Genomic DNA, 13,678 nt, shown 5'->3' with positions numbered 1-13,678 from the left:
AGAATCGGCGCACCGGGCGGGAGGGGGCACACACATCGGCTCTCCCGTGGGGCCCGGCCGAAACCGGACGGGCGGGCCGGACCGGACGGGCGGGCGCGCCCTCCGGCGCACGGGAGGGCCCGGCGGGCGCCGGACGGTCTCACACGTACTCCGTGGGCAGCACCGGCTCGCCCCGGGACAGCTGCATCGCCGACATCGGCAGTTGCGCGCGCGCCGCGAGGTGCCGCTCACGCGCCGCCTCCAGCGGCTCCCGCACGATCACCTCACCGCCCTTGACCAGCTGCACCTGCACCTGCCGGTCCGCGAGCTCCGCCGGGACGTCTCCGGTGCCGATCACCTCGGCCTCGGCCACCCCGGCCCCGTCGAGCCGGCGCGCCGCCCACTTGCGGCCGCCCCGCGAGGACTTGGCGCCCAGCGACTTCTTCACCACCGGGAGCAGCGGATCGGCCGGATCGGCGGACCGCGCCCGTGCCACCAGCTTGTAGACCATGGAGCACGTGGGGTGCCCGCTGCCGGTGACCAGCTGCGTGCCGACCCCGTACGCGTCGACGGGCGCCGCGGCCAGCGAGGCGATGGCGTACTCGTCCAGGTCGGACGTCACCACGATCTTCGTCTCCGTGGCGCCCAGCTCGTCCAGCTGCTGCCGCACCCGGTGCGCGACCAGCAGCAGGTCACCCGAGTCGATGCGTACGGCACCGAGCTCGGGACCCGCGACTTCCACAGCCGTACGGACGGCCTCGGTCACGTCGTAGGTGTCGACCAGCAGCGAGGTCCCCCGGCCCAGCGAGTCCACCTGCGCCTGGAAGGCGTCCCGCTCGCTGTCGTGCAGCAGCGTGAAGGCGTGCGCGCTCGTCCCGACGGTCGGGATGTTGTACCGGAACCCCGCCGCCAGGTCCGAGGTGGTGTGGAAGCCGCCGACGTACGCGGCACGGGCGGAGGCCACCGCCGACAGCTCGTGCGTGCGCCGGGCGCCCATCTCGATCAGCCGCCGGCCACCCGCCGCGGCCGACATCCGGGAAGCGGCGGCGGCGATCGCCGAGTCGTGGTTCAGGATCGACAGGATCACGGTCTCCAGCAGCACGCACTCGGCGAAGGAGCCCTCGACCCGCAGGAGTGGCGAGCCCGGGAAGTACACCTCGCCCTCCGGGTAGCCCCAGATGTCACCGCTGAAGCGGTAGTCGGCCAGCCAGTCGACGGTGGGTCCGTCCACGATGCGCTGGTCGCGCAGGAAGCCGAGCATCTCGTCGTCGAAGTGGAAGTTCTCCACCGCGTCCAGCACCCGCCCGGTACCCGCGACGACGCCGTAGCGCCGCCCCTCGGGCAGCCGCCGGGTGAACGCCTCGAAGACGGAGTGCCGGTCCGCGGTGCCCGCCCGCAGAGCGGCCTGCACCATCGTGAGCTCGTACTGGTCGGTGAAGAGTGCGGTCGACGGCACACCGACCCGTCGCCCAAGGTCCGCTGAGTTCATGTCGGGGATGCTACTCCCTATTCGTCAAAGTGACGAGATGGGGGCTCCGTTTGTGCGCGCACCCCTCCCTGGTGGCAGCATGGGGTAGGTGAGCGTTGCTGCCCCCGTAGAGATCGAACGTCCCGAATCGGCCGAGGAGACCTTCGCCGTCCCCGAGCCCGACGTCCCCTGGGTGACGCTGGTGCACAACGACCCGGTCAACCTCATGAGCTACGTGACGTATGTCTTCCAGGCCTACTTCGGCTACTCGAAGGACAAGGCGCACAAACTGATGCTCGACGTCCATCAGAAGGGCCGAGCGGTCGTCTCCAGCGGCAGCCGCGAGGAGATGGAACGCGACGTCCAGGCCATGCACGGCTACGGGCTCTGGGCCACCCTGACCCAGGACCGCAACTGACCTTCGCTGCCCTCCGTCCGACCCATCATCGGAGAATTCATGGCCGGCCACTTCGAGGCCACCCCCGGCGGCGGTGCGTCCGTCGCGCTCGACGAGGTCGAGATCGCCATCCTGCGCTCCCTCGCCGTCCAGCTGCTCGAACTGATCGGACCGGGCGACGAACCCGCCGACGGCGAGGACCCGCTCGCCGCCCTGTTCGCCGAGGGCCCCAGCGAGCCGCCCACCGACCCCGCCCTGGCCCGGCTCTTCCCCGAGGCGTACGGCGACGAGGACAAGGAGCTGCGCGAGGCCTCCTCCGAGTTCCGCCGCTTCACGGAGAACGACCTGCGCACCCGCAAGCGCGACGACGCGCTCGCCGTCGTACGGACGCTCGACGCGCTCGCCCCCGTCGCCGACGACGGAGCGGTGCTCTCCCTGACCACCGCGGAATGCCACCACTGGCTCGGCGCCCTGAACGACCTCCGGCTCACCATCGGCACCCGCCTCGAGGTCTCCGACGAGGACGAGGGCCAGGACGGATCCCTCTACCGCCTGCCCGACAGCGATCCGCGCAAGCCGATGGTCATGGCCTACCTCTGGCTCGGCGCCCTCCAGGAAACACTCGTCGAAACGCTGATGCCCGACTGAGGCCGCCCGGGTTCGCTCAACGGACGCTCAAATCCGAATAACGATCCCGTCACCTGAACGGCGTTCTTTGCAGCGCCTGGAAACGCTTGTCCGCTTTTTCCTGTGGTGTGCGCCACATAATGTCCGACGGCGTCCCTTGCCGGTCGTGATAAATCTTCACGACCGCCCGGGGACGCCACCCCTGTCCCCGGGGCGCTACGAGCCGGCCGAACGCCGGCGGCACTCCATCCATATCCGGGGGGATCAGGACCTGATCCGACGCCGAAGGCGGCGCGGATCGGCGTGGAGAAAGGCGCACCACCATGACATCGGCGCAGGTCGACAACGGAGAGGCGGGCGGCCCGAAGGCCGTCGACGCCCCGGCAGGCGAGGGCTACCAGCGTGGCCTGGGAGCCCGCCAGATCCAGATGATCGCCATCGGCGGAGCCATCGGCACGGGGCTTTTCCTCGGCGCCGGCAAAGCCATCGACAGAGCGGGCCCGAGCCTCATCCTGGCGTACGCCATCGCGGGCCTGGTCATCTTCTTCATCATGCGCGCCCTCGGCGAACTCCTCATGTACCGCCCGGTCTCCGGCTCCTTCTCGGAGTACGCACGCGAATTCCTCGGACCGTTCTTCGGCTTCGTGACCGGATGGACGTACTGGCTCTTCTGGGTCGTCACCGGAATCACCGAAGTCACCGCGGCAGCCACCTATATGACGTACTGGTGGAACATCCCGCAATGGCTCTCCGCCCTCGTGTTCACCGTCATCCTGTACGGCGCCAACCTCATCTCGGTGAAGCTCTTCGGTGAGCTCGAGTTCTGGTTCTCGATGGTCAAGGTCACCGCGATCCTCGGCATGATCCTCATCTGCGCCGGAGTCCTCACCCTCGGCTTCTCCGACGCCGGAGACACCGCCACCGTCGCCAACCTCTGGAACGACGGCGGGTTCTTCCCCGAAGGCATCGGCGGCACGCTGATGACCCTCCAGATCGTGATGTTCGCCTTCCTCGCCGTCGAACTCGTCGGCGTCACCGCAGGCGAGTCCAAGGACCCCAAGACCGTCCTGCCCAAGGCCATCAACACCGTGCCGTGGCGCATCGCCGTCTTCTACGTCGGCGCGCTCATCATGATCCTGTCCGTCGTCCCGTGGAGCACCTTCAAGCCCGGCGTCTCACCGTTCGTCGCCGCGTTCGAGGAGATGGGCCTCGGCATCGGCGCCGCGATCGTCAACTTCGTCGTGCTCACCGCCGCGCTCTCCTCGTGCAACTCCGGCATGTACTCCACCGGACGCATGCTGCGGGACCTGGCGCTCAACGGACAGGGCCCCAAGGCCTTCACCAAGCTGACCAGGAACGGCCTCCCGCTCGTCGGCACCACCTTCTCCGCCGCACTGATGCTCGTCGGCGTCTGGATCAACTACCAGTGGCCCGGAGAGGCGTTCAACTACGTCGTCTCCTTCGCGACCATCTCCGGCATGTGGGCCTGGATCATGATCCTGGTCTGCCAGATCCGCTACCGCGCCAAGGCCGACCGAGGTGAACTGCCGCAGTCCTCCTTCAAGGCACCCGGCGCACCCTTCACCAGCTGGTTCGCCCTCGCGTTCATCGGCCTCGTCATCGTCATGATGGCCGTCGACAAGGACGCCAGGATCTCCCTCTACTGCGCACCGGTGTGGGGCCTGATCCTCGGCGTTTCCTACCTGGTGCTCAAGGCGCGCAACCCCGAGAACACCGCCTTCGCCAAGCGCTGAACCGCGCGACGGCCACCCGGGACACCGGCCGCCCCAACGGCCCTGTCCGGCATACGGGCCCTTCCGTACCACTCCCCGGTACGCGAGGGCCCGTCTGCTTATCCTGGGCGCCATGCTGACCCTTACCCAGGCGCTCTACGACCAGATCGTCGCGCACTCCCGCGCGGACCACCCCGACGAGGCGTGCGGAGTGGTCGCGGGCCCGGCCGGAACGGGCCGCCCCGAGCGCTTCGTCCCCATGCTCAACGCCGCGCGCTCACCCACGTTCTACGAGTTCGACTCGACGGACCTGCTGAAGCTCTACCGCGAGATGGACGACCGCGACGAGGAGCCGGTGATCATCTACCACTCCCACACCGCGACCGAGGCCTACCCCTCCCGCACCGACCTGACCTACGCCAACGAGCCCGGCGCCCACTACGTCCTGGTCTCCACGGCGGACACCGACGGCGCCGGCCCCTTCCAGTTCCGCTCGTACCGCATCGTGGACGGCGAGATCACCGAGGAGGACGTCGAGATCGTCGAGGCCTATCCCCCCGCCGCCTGACCCGCGCCGACGGCGCCGGAAGCTCCGCCTCCGGCGCCGCCTGTCCAACTGGCGAACACTCACCATCCACCATGTGGGACAGCCCTCCGATTCAGGGGTGGGGAATCGATACGATGAGCCCATGGTTCTCCATGACGTGAGCGAAAAGACGCCGGGCGCGATGCTCGTCGCGCGGCTGCACGTCGACCTGTGCAGGCTTTCCAGCGCGATGTGTCCGGCTTACGCCTGCCCGTGAACCGCCCGGCCTGAGCCGCGGTCCGAGCGCGACCACGTACGCACCACCCCTGCGCGGGGGCACCCAAACGCGCGCCCCACGCCACCTCCCCGCATTCGACAGGAGCCCACGCCATGGCCATCGAGGTCCGCATCCCGACCATCCTCCGCACCTACACCGACGGCGCCAAGGCGGTCGAAGGCAGCGGTGACACCCTCGCCGACCTCCTCACCGACCTCGACAGCCGCCACACCGGCATCCGTGAGCGCATCGTCGACGGCGACCAGCTCCGCCGCTTCGTCAACGTCTACCTCAACGACGAGGACGTCCGCTTCCTCGACGGCATCTCCACCAAGCTCACCGACGGCGACAGCATCACGATCCTCCCCGCCGTCGCAGGCGGCATGCGCTGATGCGGTACGACTCCCCGCTCGCGGCCGTCGGCAACACGCCGCTGGTCCGCCTCCCGCGGCTGTCCCCGTCCGAGGACGTCCGCATCTGGGCCAAGCTCGAGGACCGCAACCCCACCGGCTCGATCAAGGACCGCCCCGCGCTCCACATGGTCGAACAGGCGGAGAAGGACGGCCGCCTGACCCCCGGCTGCACCATCCTCGAACCCACCAGCGGCAACACCGGCATCTCGCTCGCCATGGCCGCCAGGCTCAAGGGCTACCGCATCGTCTGCGTCATGCCCGAGAACACCTCGCAGGAACGGCGTGACCTGCTCACCATGTGGGGCGCCGAGATCATCTCGTCCCCCGCGGCGGGCGGCTCCAACACAGCCGTACGCGTGGCCAAGGAACTCTCCGCCGAACACCCCGACTGGGTCATGCTCTACCAGTACGGCAACGCGGACAACGCCGGCGCCCACTACGCCACCACCGGACCCGAGATCCTCACCGACCTCCCGTCCATCACACACTTCGTCGCCGGCCTCGGCACCACCGGCACCCTCATGGGCGTCGGCCGCTACCTCCGGGAGCACAAGCCGGACGTCAGCATCGTCGCCGCCGAGCCCCGCTACGACGACCTCGTCTACGGCCTGCGCAACCTCGACGAGGGCTTCGTCCCCGAGCTGTACGACGCGTCCGTGCTCACCACCCGCTTCTCCGTCGGCTCCGCCGACGCCGTCACCCGCACCCGCGAGCTCCTCCAGCAGGAGGGCATCTTCGCGGGCGTCTCCACCGGCGCCGCACTCCACGCCGCCATCGGCGTCGGCCGCAAGGCCGTCAAGGCCGGGGAGGCCGCCGACATCGTCTTCGTCGTCGCGGACGGCGGATGGAAGTACCTGTCGACGGGCGTCTACACCGCCCCCACGACCGAAGCAGCCATCGAGACCCTGCAAGGCCAGCTCTGGGCCTGACCCGGCACAGCACCACCGGAAGGCGCGGCGCGGACAACCCGCCCCGCGCCTTCCGCATGACTCCCGGACATTCGGCCCGTCTGTGGTCTCCCCACAGCCGACCGGACTGCGGTCTCCGGCCGCGCGCGGCCGGACCCGCCACGGTCACCCCCGGCCGCGGACCTGCCCCCACACCTCCGGGTCCAGATCGCCCGCCTTCCGCCGGAAACCCGACACCGCCACATCCCGCAGCTCGTCCGTCTCCAGAAAACTCTGCCGCCCCCGCGCGTCACCCACCGACCCCGCAGGCAACGCGATCACCCCCGGCCGCCCCTCGTGACGCCTGCTCGTGATCTTGGCGACCACCGCCGTGCCGCCCCGCACCGACAGCACCAGACACGGCCTGTCCTTGGACCCCGGCCCGTCCTCGTACGGCACCTGCGCCCACCAGATCTCCCCCGGCCGCGGACCACCGCGCGGACGCGCACCCTTCCGCTCCGGAGCACGCCCCGGCGGACGAACCCGCCCGCCCGGACGCCGCGGCCCACGGCCGCCCCGCCCCCGCGCGTCCGAGACCGTCGCCACCAGAGCCAGCAGGACCACGACGACCAGAGCCACCCACCACCACGTGTTCATGTCCCGACCGTACCGGCGAGCGACACCGCCCCGCCTTCCATCGAACCGGTGACACCACAGGTGAGTTCCCCCACAACGGCAGGCCCTGAAGGAGCGACCGGTGGTCCAGCGCCTTACGCTCGACGAACCGCACGAACCCTCCCCGTTCCCAGGCCTCGGAGGTTCACGCTCCATGAAGCTCACCGTCGTCGGCTGCTCCGGCTCGTTCCCCTCCGCGGGTTCGGCATGCTCGAGCTACCTCGTAGAGGCCGACGGCTTCCGGCTGCTCCTCGACATGGGCAACGGCGCCCTCGGCGAGCTGCAGCGCCATGTCGGTCTGTACGACCTCGACGCCATCTTCCTCAGCCACCTGCACGCCGACCACTGCATCGACATGTGCGCGTACTTCGTCGTGCGCTACTACCGCTTCGACGGCGGGCCCCCCGCAGCGATCCCCGTGTACGGACCCGAGGGCACCGCGCAGCGGCTGACCACCGCACATGCCGACACCCCGTCCGACCACGCGATGAGCGAGGTCTTCGACTTCCACACGCTGAAGGCGGGGTCGTTCGAGATCGGCCCCTTCTCGGTCCGTACGGAGAAGCTCTGCCACCCCGTCGACTCCTTCGGCATCCGCGTCGAGCACGACGGCCGCGCGCTCACGTACTCGGGCGACACGGGCACCTGCGAAGCACTGGCCGAACTGGCCGAGGGCAGCGACCTGTTCCTCTGTGAAGCATCGTTCATCCACGGCAAGGAGGACATCCCGGACCTCCACCTCAACGGCCGCGAAGCAGGCGAGTACGCCGCGCGCGCCGGAGCGGGACGGCTCGTCCTCACGCACATCCCGCCGTGGACGGACGCCGAACGCAACCTCGCCGACGCCCGCGAGGTCTACGACGGACCGGTCGAGCTGGCCGTTCCGGGCGCGGTGTACGAAGTCTGACCGGCAACGGCGAAGCCCCCACCGTCCCTTCGCGGGAGGTGGGGGCTTCGCCGTTGCGGTGCCGGGGCCGGTAAGGCTTACGCCTTGGTGAGGTCCTCGACCTCTTCCTCGGGCTCACGGCCCGGAGTGGTGAGGTTGAACTTCGTGATGGCGAAGCGGAAGACCACGTAGTAGACCACCGCGAAGACCAGACCGATCGGGATGATCATCCAGGGCTTGGACGCCAGGTTCCAGTTCAGGAAGTAGTCGATCGCACCGGCCGAGAAGCTGAAGCCGTGGTGCACGCCCAGGCCCCACGTGACGGCCATCGACACGGCGGTCAGCACCGCGTGGATCACGTACAGCAGCGGCGCGATGAACATGAACGCGAACTCGATGGGCTCCGTGATGCCGGTGACGAACGAGGTCAGGGCCAGGGACATCATCATGCCGCCGACGGCCTTACGGCGCTCCGGGCGGGCACAGTGCGTGATCGCCAGGGCGGCGGCGGGCAGCGCGAACATCATGATCGGGAAGAAGCCGGACATGAACTGACCGGCGGTGGGGTCGCCGTGGAAGAAGCGCGGGAGGTCGCCGTGCCACATGGCACCCGCGGAGTCCTTGAAGGAACCGATCTCCTGCCAGGCCACCGTGTTCACGAACTGGTGCATGCCGACCGGCAGCAGCGCACGGTTGACGACACCGAAGACGCCGGCGCCGACAGCGCCCAGACCCGTCATCCACTCACCGAAGTTGGTGATGAGGTCACCGATCGGCTCCCAGACCAGACCGAAGAGAACACCCATGACGGTGCCGACGAAGGCCATGATGATCGGGACGAGACGGCGGCCGTTGAAGAAGCCGAGCCAGTCCACCAGCTTGGTGCGGTGGTAGCGCTGCCATATGACGGCGGCCAGGAGGCCCATGATGATGCCGCCGAAGACCTTGGGGTCGTTGTACGTCGCAGCGACGTCCACACCCTTGTTGGCCGTGGTGTTGACGACGGCGTCGGAGGTCGGGAACGCGGTCAGCACGTTCTTGTAGACCAGGAAGCCGACCAGAGCGGCGAGCGCGGTGGAGCCGTCGGCCTTCTTGGCGAAGCCGATGGCGATACCGACGCAGAACAGCAGCGGCAGGTTGGCGAAGACCGCGTCACCGGCGCTCGCGAAGACCGTGGCGACCTTGCCCCAGCCGAGGCCCTCGGCCCCGAAGACGTCGGGCTGGCCGAGGCGGAGCAGAATGCCCGCTGCCGGCAGCACGGCGATCGGCAGCTGGAGGCTGCGACCCACCTTCTGCAGGCCCTGGAACACGCCGGCGCCCCGCTTCTTCGCGGGGGCCGCCGGAGCGGTGTCCGTACTCATCAACTTCCTCCAGTTGGCAAGGCGCCGCCAGGGACAGGGGGTTTTTTCGGGGGCGGCGACTCGAGGAACGCGGCGGGAAAACGCGCGCGTGGTCTGGACCACTCAGTGGTGTAGACCAGTTTTAGCACGGTGAGGGTTAGATAAGGAACCTGCGAATGTCTCCCGTTTTGCCGCGTAGTTCCGCCGCCACCCTGGGTGACACGGCGAAGGCCCCCGGACCGTCAGGTCCGGGGGCCGCGCGGAAGGGCTCGGGAGGCCTCTACTTCGTGAGGTCCTCCTCGATCTTCTCCTCCTCCTCCGAGGGCTCGCGCCCTGGGGTCTGGAGGTTGAACTTCGTGATCGCGAAGCGGAAGATCACATAATAGATCACCGCGAAACACAGCCCGATCGGGATGATCAGCCAGGGTTTCGTGTCCAGATGCCAGTTGACGACGTAGTCGATCAACCCGGCCGAGAAGCTGAACCCCGCATGCACCCCGAACGCCCAGGTCACGCCCATCGAGACACCGGTCAGGATCGCGTGCACCCCGTACAGCAGCGGGGCGACGAAGAGGAACGAGAACTCCAGCGGCTCCGTCACCCCGGTCACGAAGGACGTCAGCGCCACCGACAGCATCAGGCCGGACACTTCCTTGCGCCGCTCCGGGCGGGCGCAATGGGCGATGGCCAGCGCCGCAGCCGGCAGGCCGAACATCATGATCGGGAAGAAGCCCGAGGTGAACTGCCCCGCCGACGGGTCCCCGGCGAAGAACCGCGAGATGTCGCCCTGGACCGTGCCGCCGTCGTCGCCGGTGAACTCTCCCGCCTGGAACCAGAAGAACGTGTTCAGGAACTGGTGCATGCCGATCGGGATCAGCAGCCGGTTGGCGAAGCCGAAGATCGCCGCACCCCATGCGCCCAGATCGATCAGTTGCTTGGCGAACCAGGTCAGCGCGTCGCCCACCGGCTGCCACAGCAGGCCGAACAGCACGCCCAGGATCACGCAGAGGAACGCCATCAGGATCGGGACCAGCCGCCGGCCGTTGAAGAAGCCGAGCCAGTCGACCAGCTTGGTGCGGTGGTAGCGCTGCCAGACCACGGCGGTCAGCAGGCCGATGATGATGCCGCCCAGGACGCCCGGGTTCTGCGGCACCCCGTCCGGCGTCGCCTCGGTCATCGTGTCGTCCACGGGGAAGGCCGCCAGTACACCCCGGTAGACGAGGAAGCCGACGACTGCGGCGAGCGCCGTCGAGCCGTCCGCCTTCTTGGCGAAGCCGATCGCGACACCGATGCAGAAGAGCAGCGGCAGGCCCACCTCCCCGTCGAGGATCGCCGTACCGCCGTTGAGCAGGACCTTCGCGAACTTGTCCCAGAAGGCCCCGTGCAGCGAGGAGTCGAAGAGGTTGCCGAGGCTGACGAGGAGGCCCGCGGCGGGCAGGACGGCCACCGGCAGTTGCAGGCTGCGGCCGACCTTCTGCAAGCCCTGGACCGGCCCGTTCCACCACTTCCGCTGCGGTTGTGTCGCCGCGTTCGAGCTCATCGGCATCCTCCCGGAACACGCCAGGTTTGGCGGTCGTTGCAAACTGGTGTAGACCAGTTGCGATACGGTGCGGAGCCCGGCCGGAAGGCAGGGCGCCGGTGATCGTCATCATTGGGGACAGCGCGGTTACCCGCCCGTGAAGTTGGGCCAACCGTGCGTTACCGTGACGAAACGGACCCACGGTGGGCCGCCCCACGCACGCACAGACCAGGGAGAAGGACATGGCCAGCAAGGCTGAGAAGATCGTCGCCGGCCTCGGCGGTATCGAGAACATCGACGAGATCGAAGGCTGCATCACCCGCCTCCGCACTGAGGTCCACGACCCCAGCAAGGTCGACGAAGCCGCGCTCAAGGCCGCCGGAGCCCACGGCGTCGTCAAGATGGGCACCGCGATCCAGGTCGTCATCGGCACCGACGCCGACCCCATCGCCGCCGACATCGAAGACATGATGTGACCGGCTGACCCCGCCGGCCCACCCGCGTCCGCACACAGGCCCCCTCCCCGCCCACAGGCCCGGAGCGGGGCCTGCGCTGCACCCGCCCCACACCCGCGCGGTGCAGGCCACGGTGCACCCCGCGCCCGCGCACGCCGGCCACAAGCGCCCGCGCACCCCTCCGAGCACATCCGCACCACGCGCCCGCGCACCCCACCGCGCCACACGTCCGTGCACGCCGCCGCACACACCCGCGCCGCACCACGCGCCCGCGCACGCCACCGCACACACCCGCGCCGCGCGCCCCGCCGTACGCCAGCCGCGCACCCCGCCGGGCCCCGTCATGCACCCGAACGGACCCCGCCGCCACAGCCGATAGGCTCGGCGCCATGTCTCGTATCGACGGCCGCACCCCCGAACAGCTCCGACCCGTCACCATCGAACGCGGATGGAGCAAGCACGCCGAAGGCTCCGTGCTCATCTCCTTCGGCGACACCAAGGTCTTCTGCACCGCCTCCGTCACCGAAGGCGTCCCGCGCTGGCGCAAGGGCAGCGGCGAAGGCTGGGTCACCGCCGAGTACTCCATGCTGCCCCGCTCCACCAACACCCGCGGCGACCGCGAATCCGTACGGGGCAAGATCGGCGGACGCACCCACGAGATCAGCCGCCTCATCGGCCGCTCCCTGCGCGCGGTCATCGACTACAAGGCCCTCGGCGAGAACACCATCGTCCTCGACTGCGACGTCCTCCAGGCCGACGGCGGAACCCGCACCGCCGCCATCACCGGCGCCTACGTCGCCCTCGCGGACGCCGTCGCCTGGGCCCAGGGCAAGAAGATCATCAAGCACGGCCGCAAGCCCCTCACCGGCACCGTCGCCGCCATCAGCGTCGGCATCGTCGACGGCACCCCCCTCCTCGACCTCTGCTACGAGGAGGACGTCCGCGCCGAGACCGACATGAACGTCGTCTGCACCGGCGACGGCCGCTTCGTCGAGGTCCAGGGCACCGCCGAGGCCGAACCCTTCGACCGCACCGAGCTCAACGCCCTCCTCGACCTCGCCACCGCCGGCTGCGCCGACCTGGCCAAGCTCCAGGAAGCGGCACTCGCCCGCACACTCGGCGAGTAAAGAAGCAACCAAATACGCAGCGCACAGCGTCGTGATGAGTACGGGCGCACGGGTCGAACCGTGCGTCCGTCCACGTATCCGCCCCCGGGGAGGGACCGCACCATGGCCTCGCGCCGCCACCACCGCACCGCACTAGCCGTCACGGCCACCCTGCTGACTCTCACCGCCGCCGTCGGCTGTGGCGCCGTGGACAAGGCCCTGGACTGCGTACGCACCGCCGACGCCATCGCCACCAGCGTCGACAACCTCCAGCAGGCCGTATCCACCGCCTCCGACGACCCGACGCAGGCGACCGAAGCCCTGGACCAGATCGACAAGGAACTCGACAACCTCGGCGACACCACGGACAACGCCGACCTGGGCAAGGCCGTCGACGACCTCCAGACCGGCGTCACCAACGTCCGCGACTCCATCGAGAAGGGCGACGCGACGCCCGACATCACCCCGGTCACGGACGCCGCCACGGAGATCGGCAAGGTCTGCACCCCGTAGCAGGCAGCGATAATCGACGCATGACGCGCCTGATCCTCGCCACCCGCAACGCCGGGAAAATCACCGAACTCCACGCGATCCTCGCCGACGCGGGTCTCTCCCACGACCTCGTCGGCGCGGACGCGTACCCCGACATCCCCGACGTCAAGGAAACCGGCGTCACCTTCGCCGAGAACGCCCTCCTCAAGGCCCACGCCCTGGCCCAGGCCACCGGTCACCCCGCGATCGCCGACGACAGCGGCCTCTGCGTCGACGTACTCGGCGGGGCCCCCGGCATCTTCTCGGCCCGCTGGGCCGGCGCCCACGGCAACGACAAGGCCAACCTGGACCTGCTCCTCGCCCAGCTCGGCGACATCTCCGACCCCCACCGCGGCGCCTACTTCGCCTGCGCCGCGGCCCTGGCTCTGCCCGACGGCACGGAACGCGTGGTCGAGGGCCGCCTCGAAGGCACCCTGCGCCACGCCCCGGCCGGCGGCTACGGCTTCGGCTACGACCCGATCCTCCAACCGGAGGGCGAGACCCGGACCTGCGCGGAGCTCACACCCGACGAGAAGAACGCGATCAGCCACCGGGGCAAGGCGTTCCGGGCGCTGGTGCCGGTGGTGCGGGAACTGGTGGGGTGAGGCGCTGGGCATGAAAACGGCCTACGAATCAATCCTTCGATTCGTAGGCCGTCCTCGTGCGGCGGAAGGGATTCGAACCCTCAAGCCGTTTCACGGGCCACAGATCCTAAGTCTGCTGTGTCGCCATTGCACCACCGCCGCTGGCTGTCTGTCATCGTACCGGGCGGGCTGTTGAGGTGGTAAGCAAGTCTTGAGGGTGTGCTGTTCGGCGTGTACCCCCGCGGCACCAGGTGCTGGTGACTGCGTGGCAGTTC

Annotated in this window: 16 protein-coding genes and 1 tRNA gene; 12 read left to right on the top strand and 5 right to left on the bottom strand. The window is 69.2% G+C overall.

Features of this window, described 5'->3' with window-relative positions; all coding sequences use genetic code 11:
* Positions 1-139: 139 nt before the first annotated feature.
* On the bottom strand, positions 140-1,468 hold the full coding sequence (locus tag ACFYQ6_RS05445) for a nicotinate phosphoribosyltransferase (protein WP_361572039.1): 1,329 nt from the start codon (positions 1,466-1,468) through the stop codon (positions 140-142).
* Positions 1,469-1,556: 88 nt separating this feature from the next.
* Here ACFYQ6_RS05445 and clpS point away from each other — a divergent pair, with 88 nt between their 5' ends.
* From clpS to ACFYQ6_RS05410, 7 genes are all read left to right on the top strand, one after another.
* Entirely contained in the window at positions 1,557-1,865 is a 309-nt protein-coding gene (clpS, locus tag ACFYQ6_RS05440) for an ATP-dependent Clp protease adapter ClpS (RefSeq protein WP_031100168.1), read from the top strand.
* A 39-nt stretch (positions 1,866-1,904) separates the two neighbouring features.
* Positions 1,905-2,492 carry a DUF2017 domain-containing protein gene (locus ACFYQ6_RS05435; protein WP_361572037.1) on the top strand — a complete coding sequence of 196 codons (588 nt, stop codon included), beginning with the start codon at positions 1,905-1,907 and terminating at the stop codon, positions 2,490-2,492.
* A gap of 302 nt (positions 2,493-2,794) precedes the next feature.
* Positions 2,795-4,225, top strand: coding sequence for an amino acid permease (locus ACFYQ6_RS05430; protein WP_388760714.1), 1,431 nt, complete (start codon positions 2,795-2,797; stop codon positions 4,223-4,225).
* A 112-nt stretch (positions 4,226-4,337) separates the two neighbouring features.
* Positions 4,338-4,772, top strand: a complete 435-nt coding sequence (locus ACFYQ6_RS05425) for a M67 family metallopeptidase (protein ID WP_361572031.1) — start codon at positions 4,338-4,340, stop codon at positions 4,770-4,772.
* Positions 4,773-4,893: 121 nt separating this feature from the next.
* Positions 4,894-5,007: a putative leader peptide gene (locus ACFYQ6_RS05420; RefSeq protein WP_361572029.1), complete on the top strand. Its 114-nt coding sequence runs from the start codon at positions 4,894-4,896 to the stop codon at positions 5,005-5,007.
* A gap of 113 nt (positions 5,008-5,120) precedes the next feature.
* Positions 5,121-5,399 carry a MoaD/ThiS family protein gene (locus tag ACFYQ6_RS05415; RefSeq protein ID WP_361572027.1) on the top strand — a complete coding sequence of 93 codons (279 nt, stop codon included), beginning with the start codon at positions 5,121-5,123 and terminating at the stop codon, positions 5,397-5,399.
* A complete protein-coding gene (locus tag ACFYQ6_RS05410) occupies positions 5,399-6,349 on the top strand; it encodes a cysteine synthase (RefSeq protein WP_361572024.1) in 951 nt (316 codons plus the stop codon). The genes ACFYQ6_RS05415 and ACFYQ6_RS05410 overlap by 1 nt, the downstream gene beginning before the upstream one ends.
* A 144-nt stretch (positions 6,350-6,493) precedes the next feature.
* Here the strand turns inward: ACFYQ6_RS05410 and ACFYQ6_RS05405 are convergent, their stop codons facing one another.
* The gene (locus ACFYQ6_RS05405; RefSeq protein ID WP_361572022.1) at positions 6,494-6,964 is read right to left on the bottom strand and encodes a type II toxin-antitoxin system PemK/MazF family toxin; all 471 of its coding nucleotides are present in this window, start codon (positions 6,962-6,964) and stop codon (positions 6,494-6,496) included.
* Between the two features lie 172 nt (positions 6,965-7,136).
* Between ACFYQ6_RS05405 and ACFYQ6_RS05400 the strand changes: the two genes are divergently transcribed.
* On the top strand, positions 7,137-7,889 hold the full coding sequence (locus ACFYQ6_RS05400; protein ID WP_361572418.1) for an MBL fold metallo-hydrolase: 753 nt from the start codon (positions 7,137-7,139) through the stop codon (positions 7,887-7,889).
* A 77-nt stretch (positions 7,890-7,966) separates the two neighbouring features.
* On the opposite strand, the gene ACFYQ6_RS05395 is transcribed toward ACFYQ6_RS05400, so the two are convergent.
* Positions 7,967-9,229, bottom strand: coding sequence for a PTS transporter subunit EIIC (locus ACFYQ6_RS05395; protein ID WP_361572019.1), 1,263 nt, complete (start codon positions 9,227-9,229; stop codon positions 7,967-7,969).
* Positions 9,230-9,488: 259 nt separating this feature from the next.
* A complete protein-coding gene (locus ACFYQ6_RS05390; protein ID WP_388760707.1) occupies positions 9,489-10,748 on the bottom strand; it encodes a PTS transporter subunit EIIC in 1,260 nt (419 codons plus the stop codon).
* A gap of 182 nt (positions 10,749-10,930) precedes the next feature.
* On the opposite strand from ACFYQ6_RS05390, the gene ACFYQ6_RS05385 reads away from it, so the two are divergent.
* The 4 genes from ACFYQ6_RS05385 (at position 10,931) to rdgB (ending at position 13,424) form a co-directional block, all read left to right on the top strand.
* Positions 10,931-11,203 (top strand): glucose PTS transporter subunit EIIB, encoded by a 273-nt coding sequence (locus ACFYQ6_RS05385; protein ID WP_078597797.1) that lies wholly within the window; start codon positions 10,931-10,933, stop codon positions 11,201-11,203.
* Between the two features lie 368 nt (positions 11,204-11,571).
* Entirely contained in the window at positions 11,572-12,309 is a 738-nt protein-coding gene (gene rph / locus ACFYQ6_RS05380; protein ID WP_145801265.1) for a ribonuclease PH, read from the top strand.
* Between the two features lie 102 nt (positions 12,310-12,411).
* On the top strand, positions 12,412-12,801 hold the full coding sequence (locus ACFYQ6_RS05375) for a hypothetical protein (protein WP_361572012.1): 390 nt from the start codon (positions 12,412-12,414) through the stop codon (positions 12,799-12,801).
* 20 nt (positions 12,802-12,821) lie between these two features.
* Positions 12,822-13,424: an RdgB/HAM1 family non-canonical purine NTP pyrophosphatase gene (gene rdgB / locus ACFYQ6_RS05370; RefSeq protein ID WP_361572009.1), complete on the top strand. Its 603-nt coding sequence runs from the start codon at positions 12,822-12,824 to the stop codon at positions 13,422-13,424.
* 57 nt (positions 13,425-13,481) lie between these two features.
* Here the strand turns inward: rdgB and ACFYQ6_RS05365 are convergent.
* Positions 13,482-13,565: transfer RNA gene (locus ACFYQ6_RS05365), tRNA-Leu, on the bottom strand.
* Between the last annotated feature and the right edge of the window lie 113 nt (positions 13,566-13,678).

Source organism: Streptomyces sp. NPDC005494 (assembly GCF_042872025.1).
Taxonomy (GTDB): Bacteria; Actinomycetota; Actinomycetes; order Streptomycetales; family Streptomycetaceae; genus Streptomyces.
The sequence above is the reverse complement of the archived record's forward strand: the minus strand, read 5'-3'. Positions and strand labels throughout refer to the sequence as shown.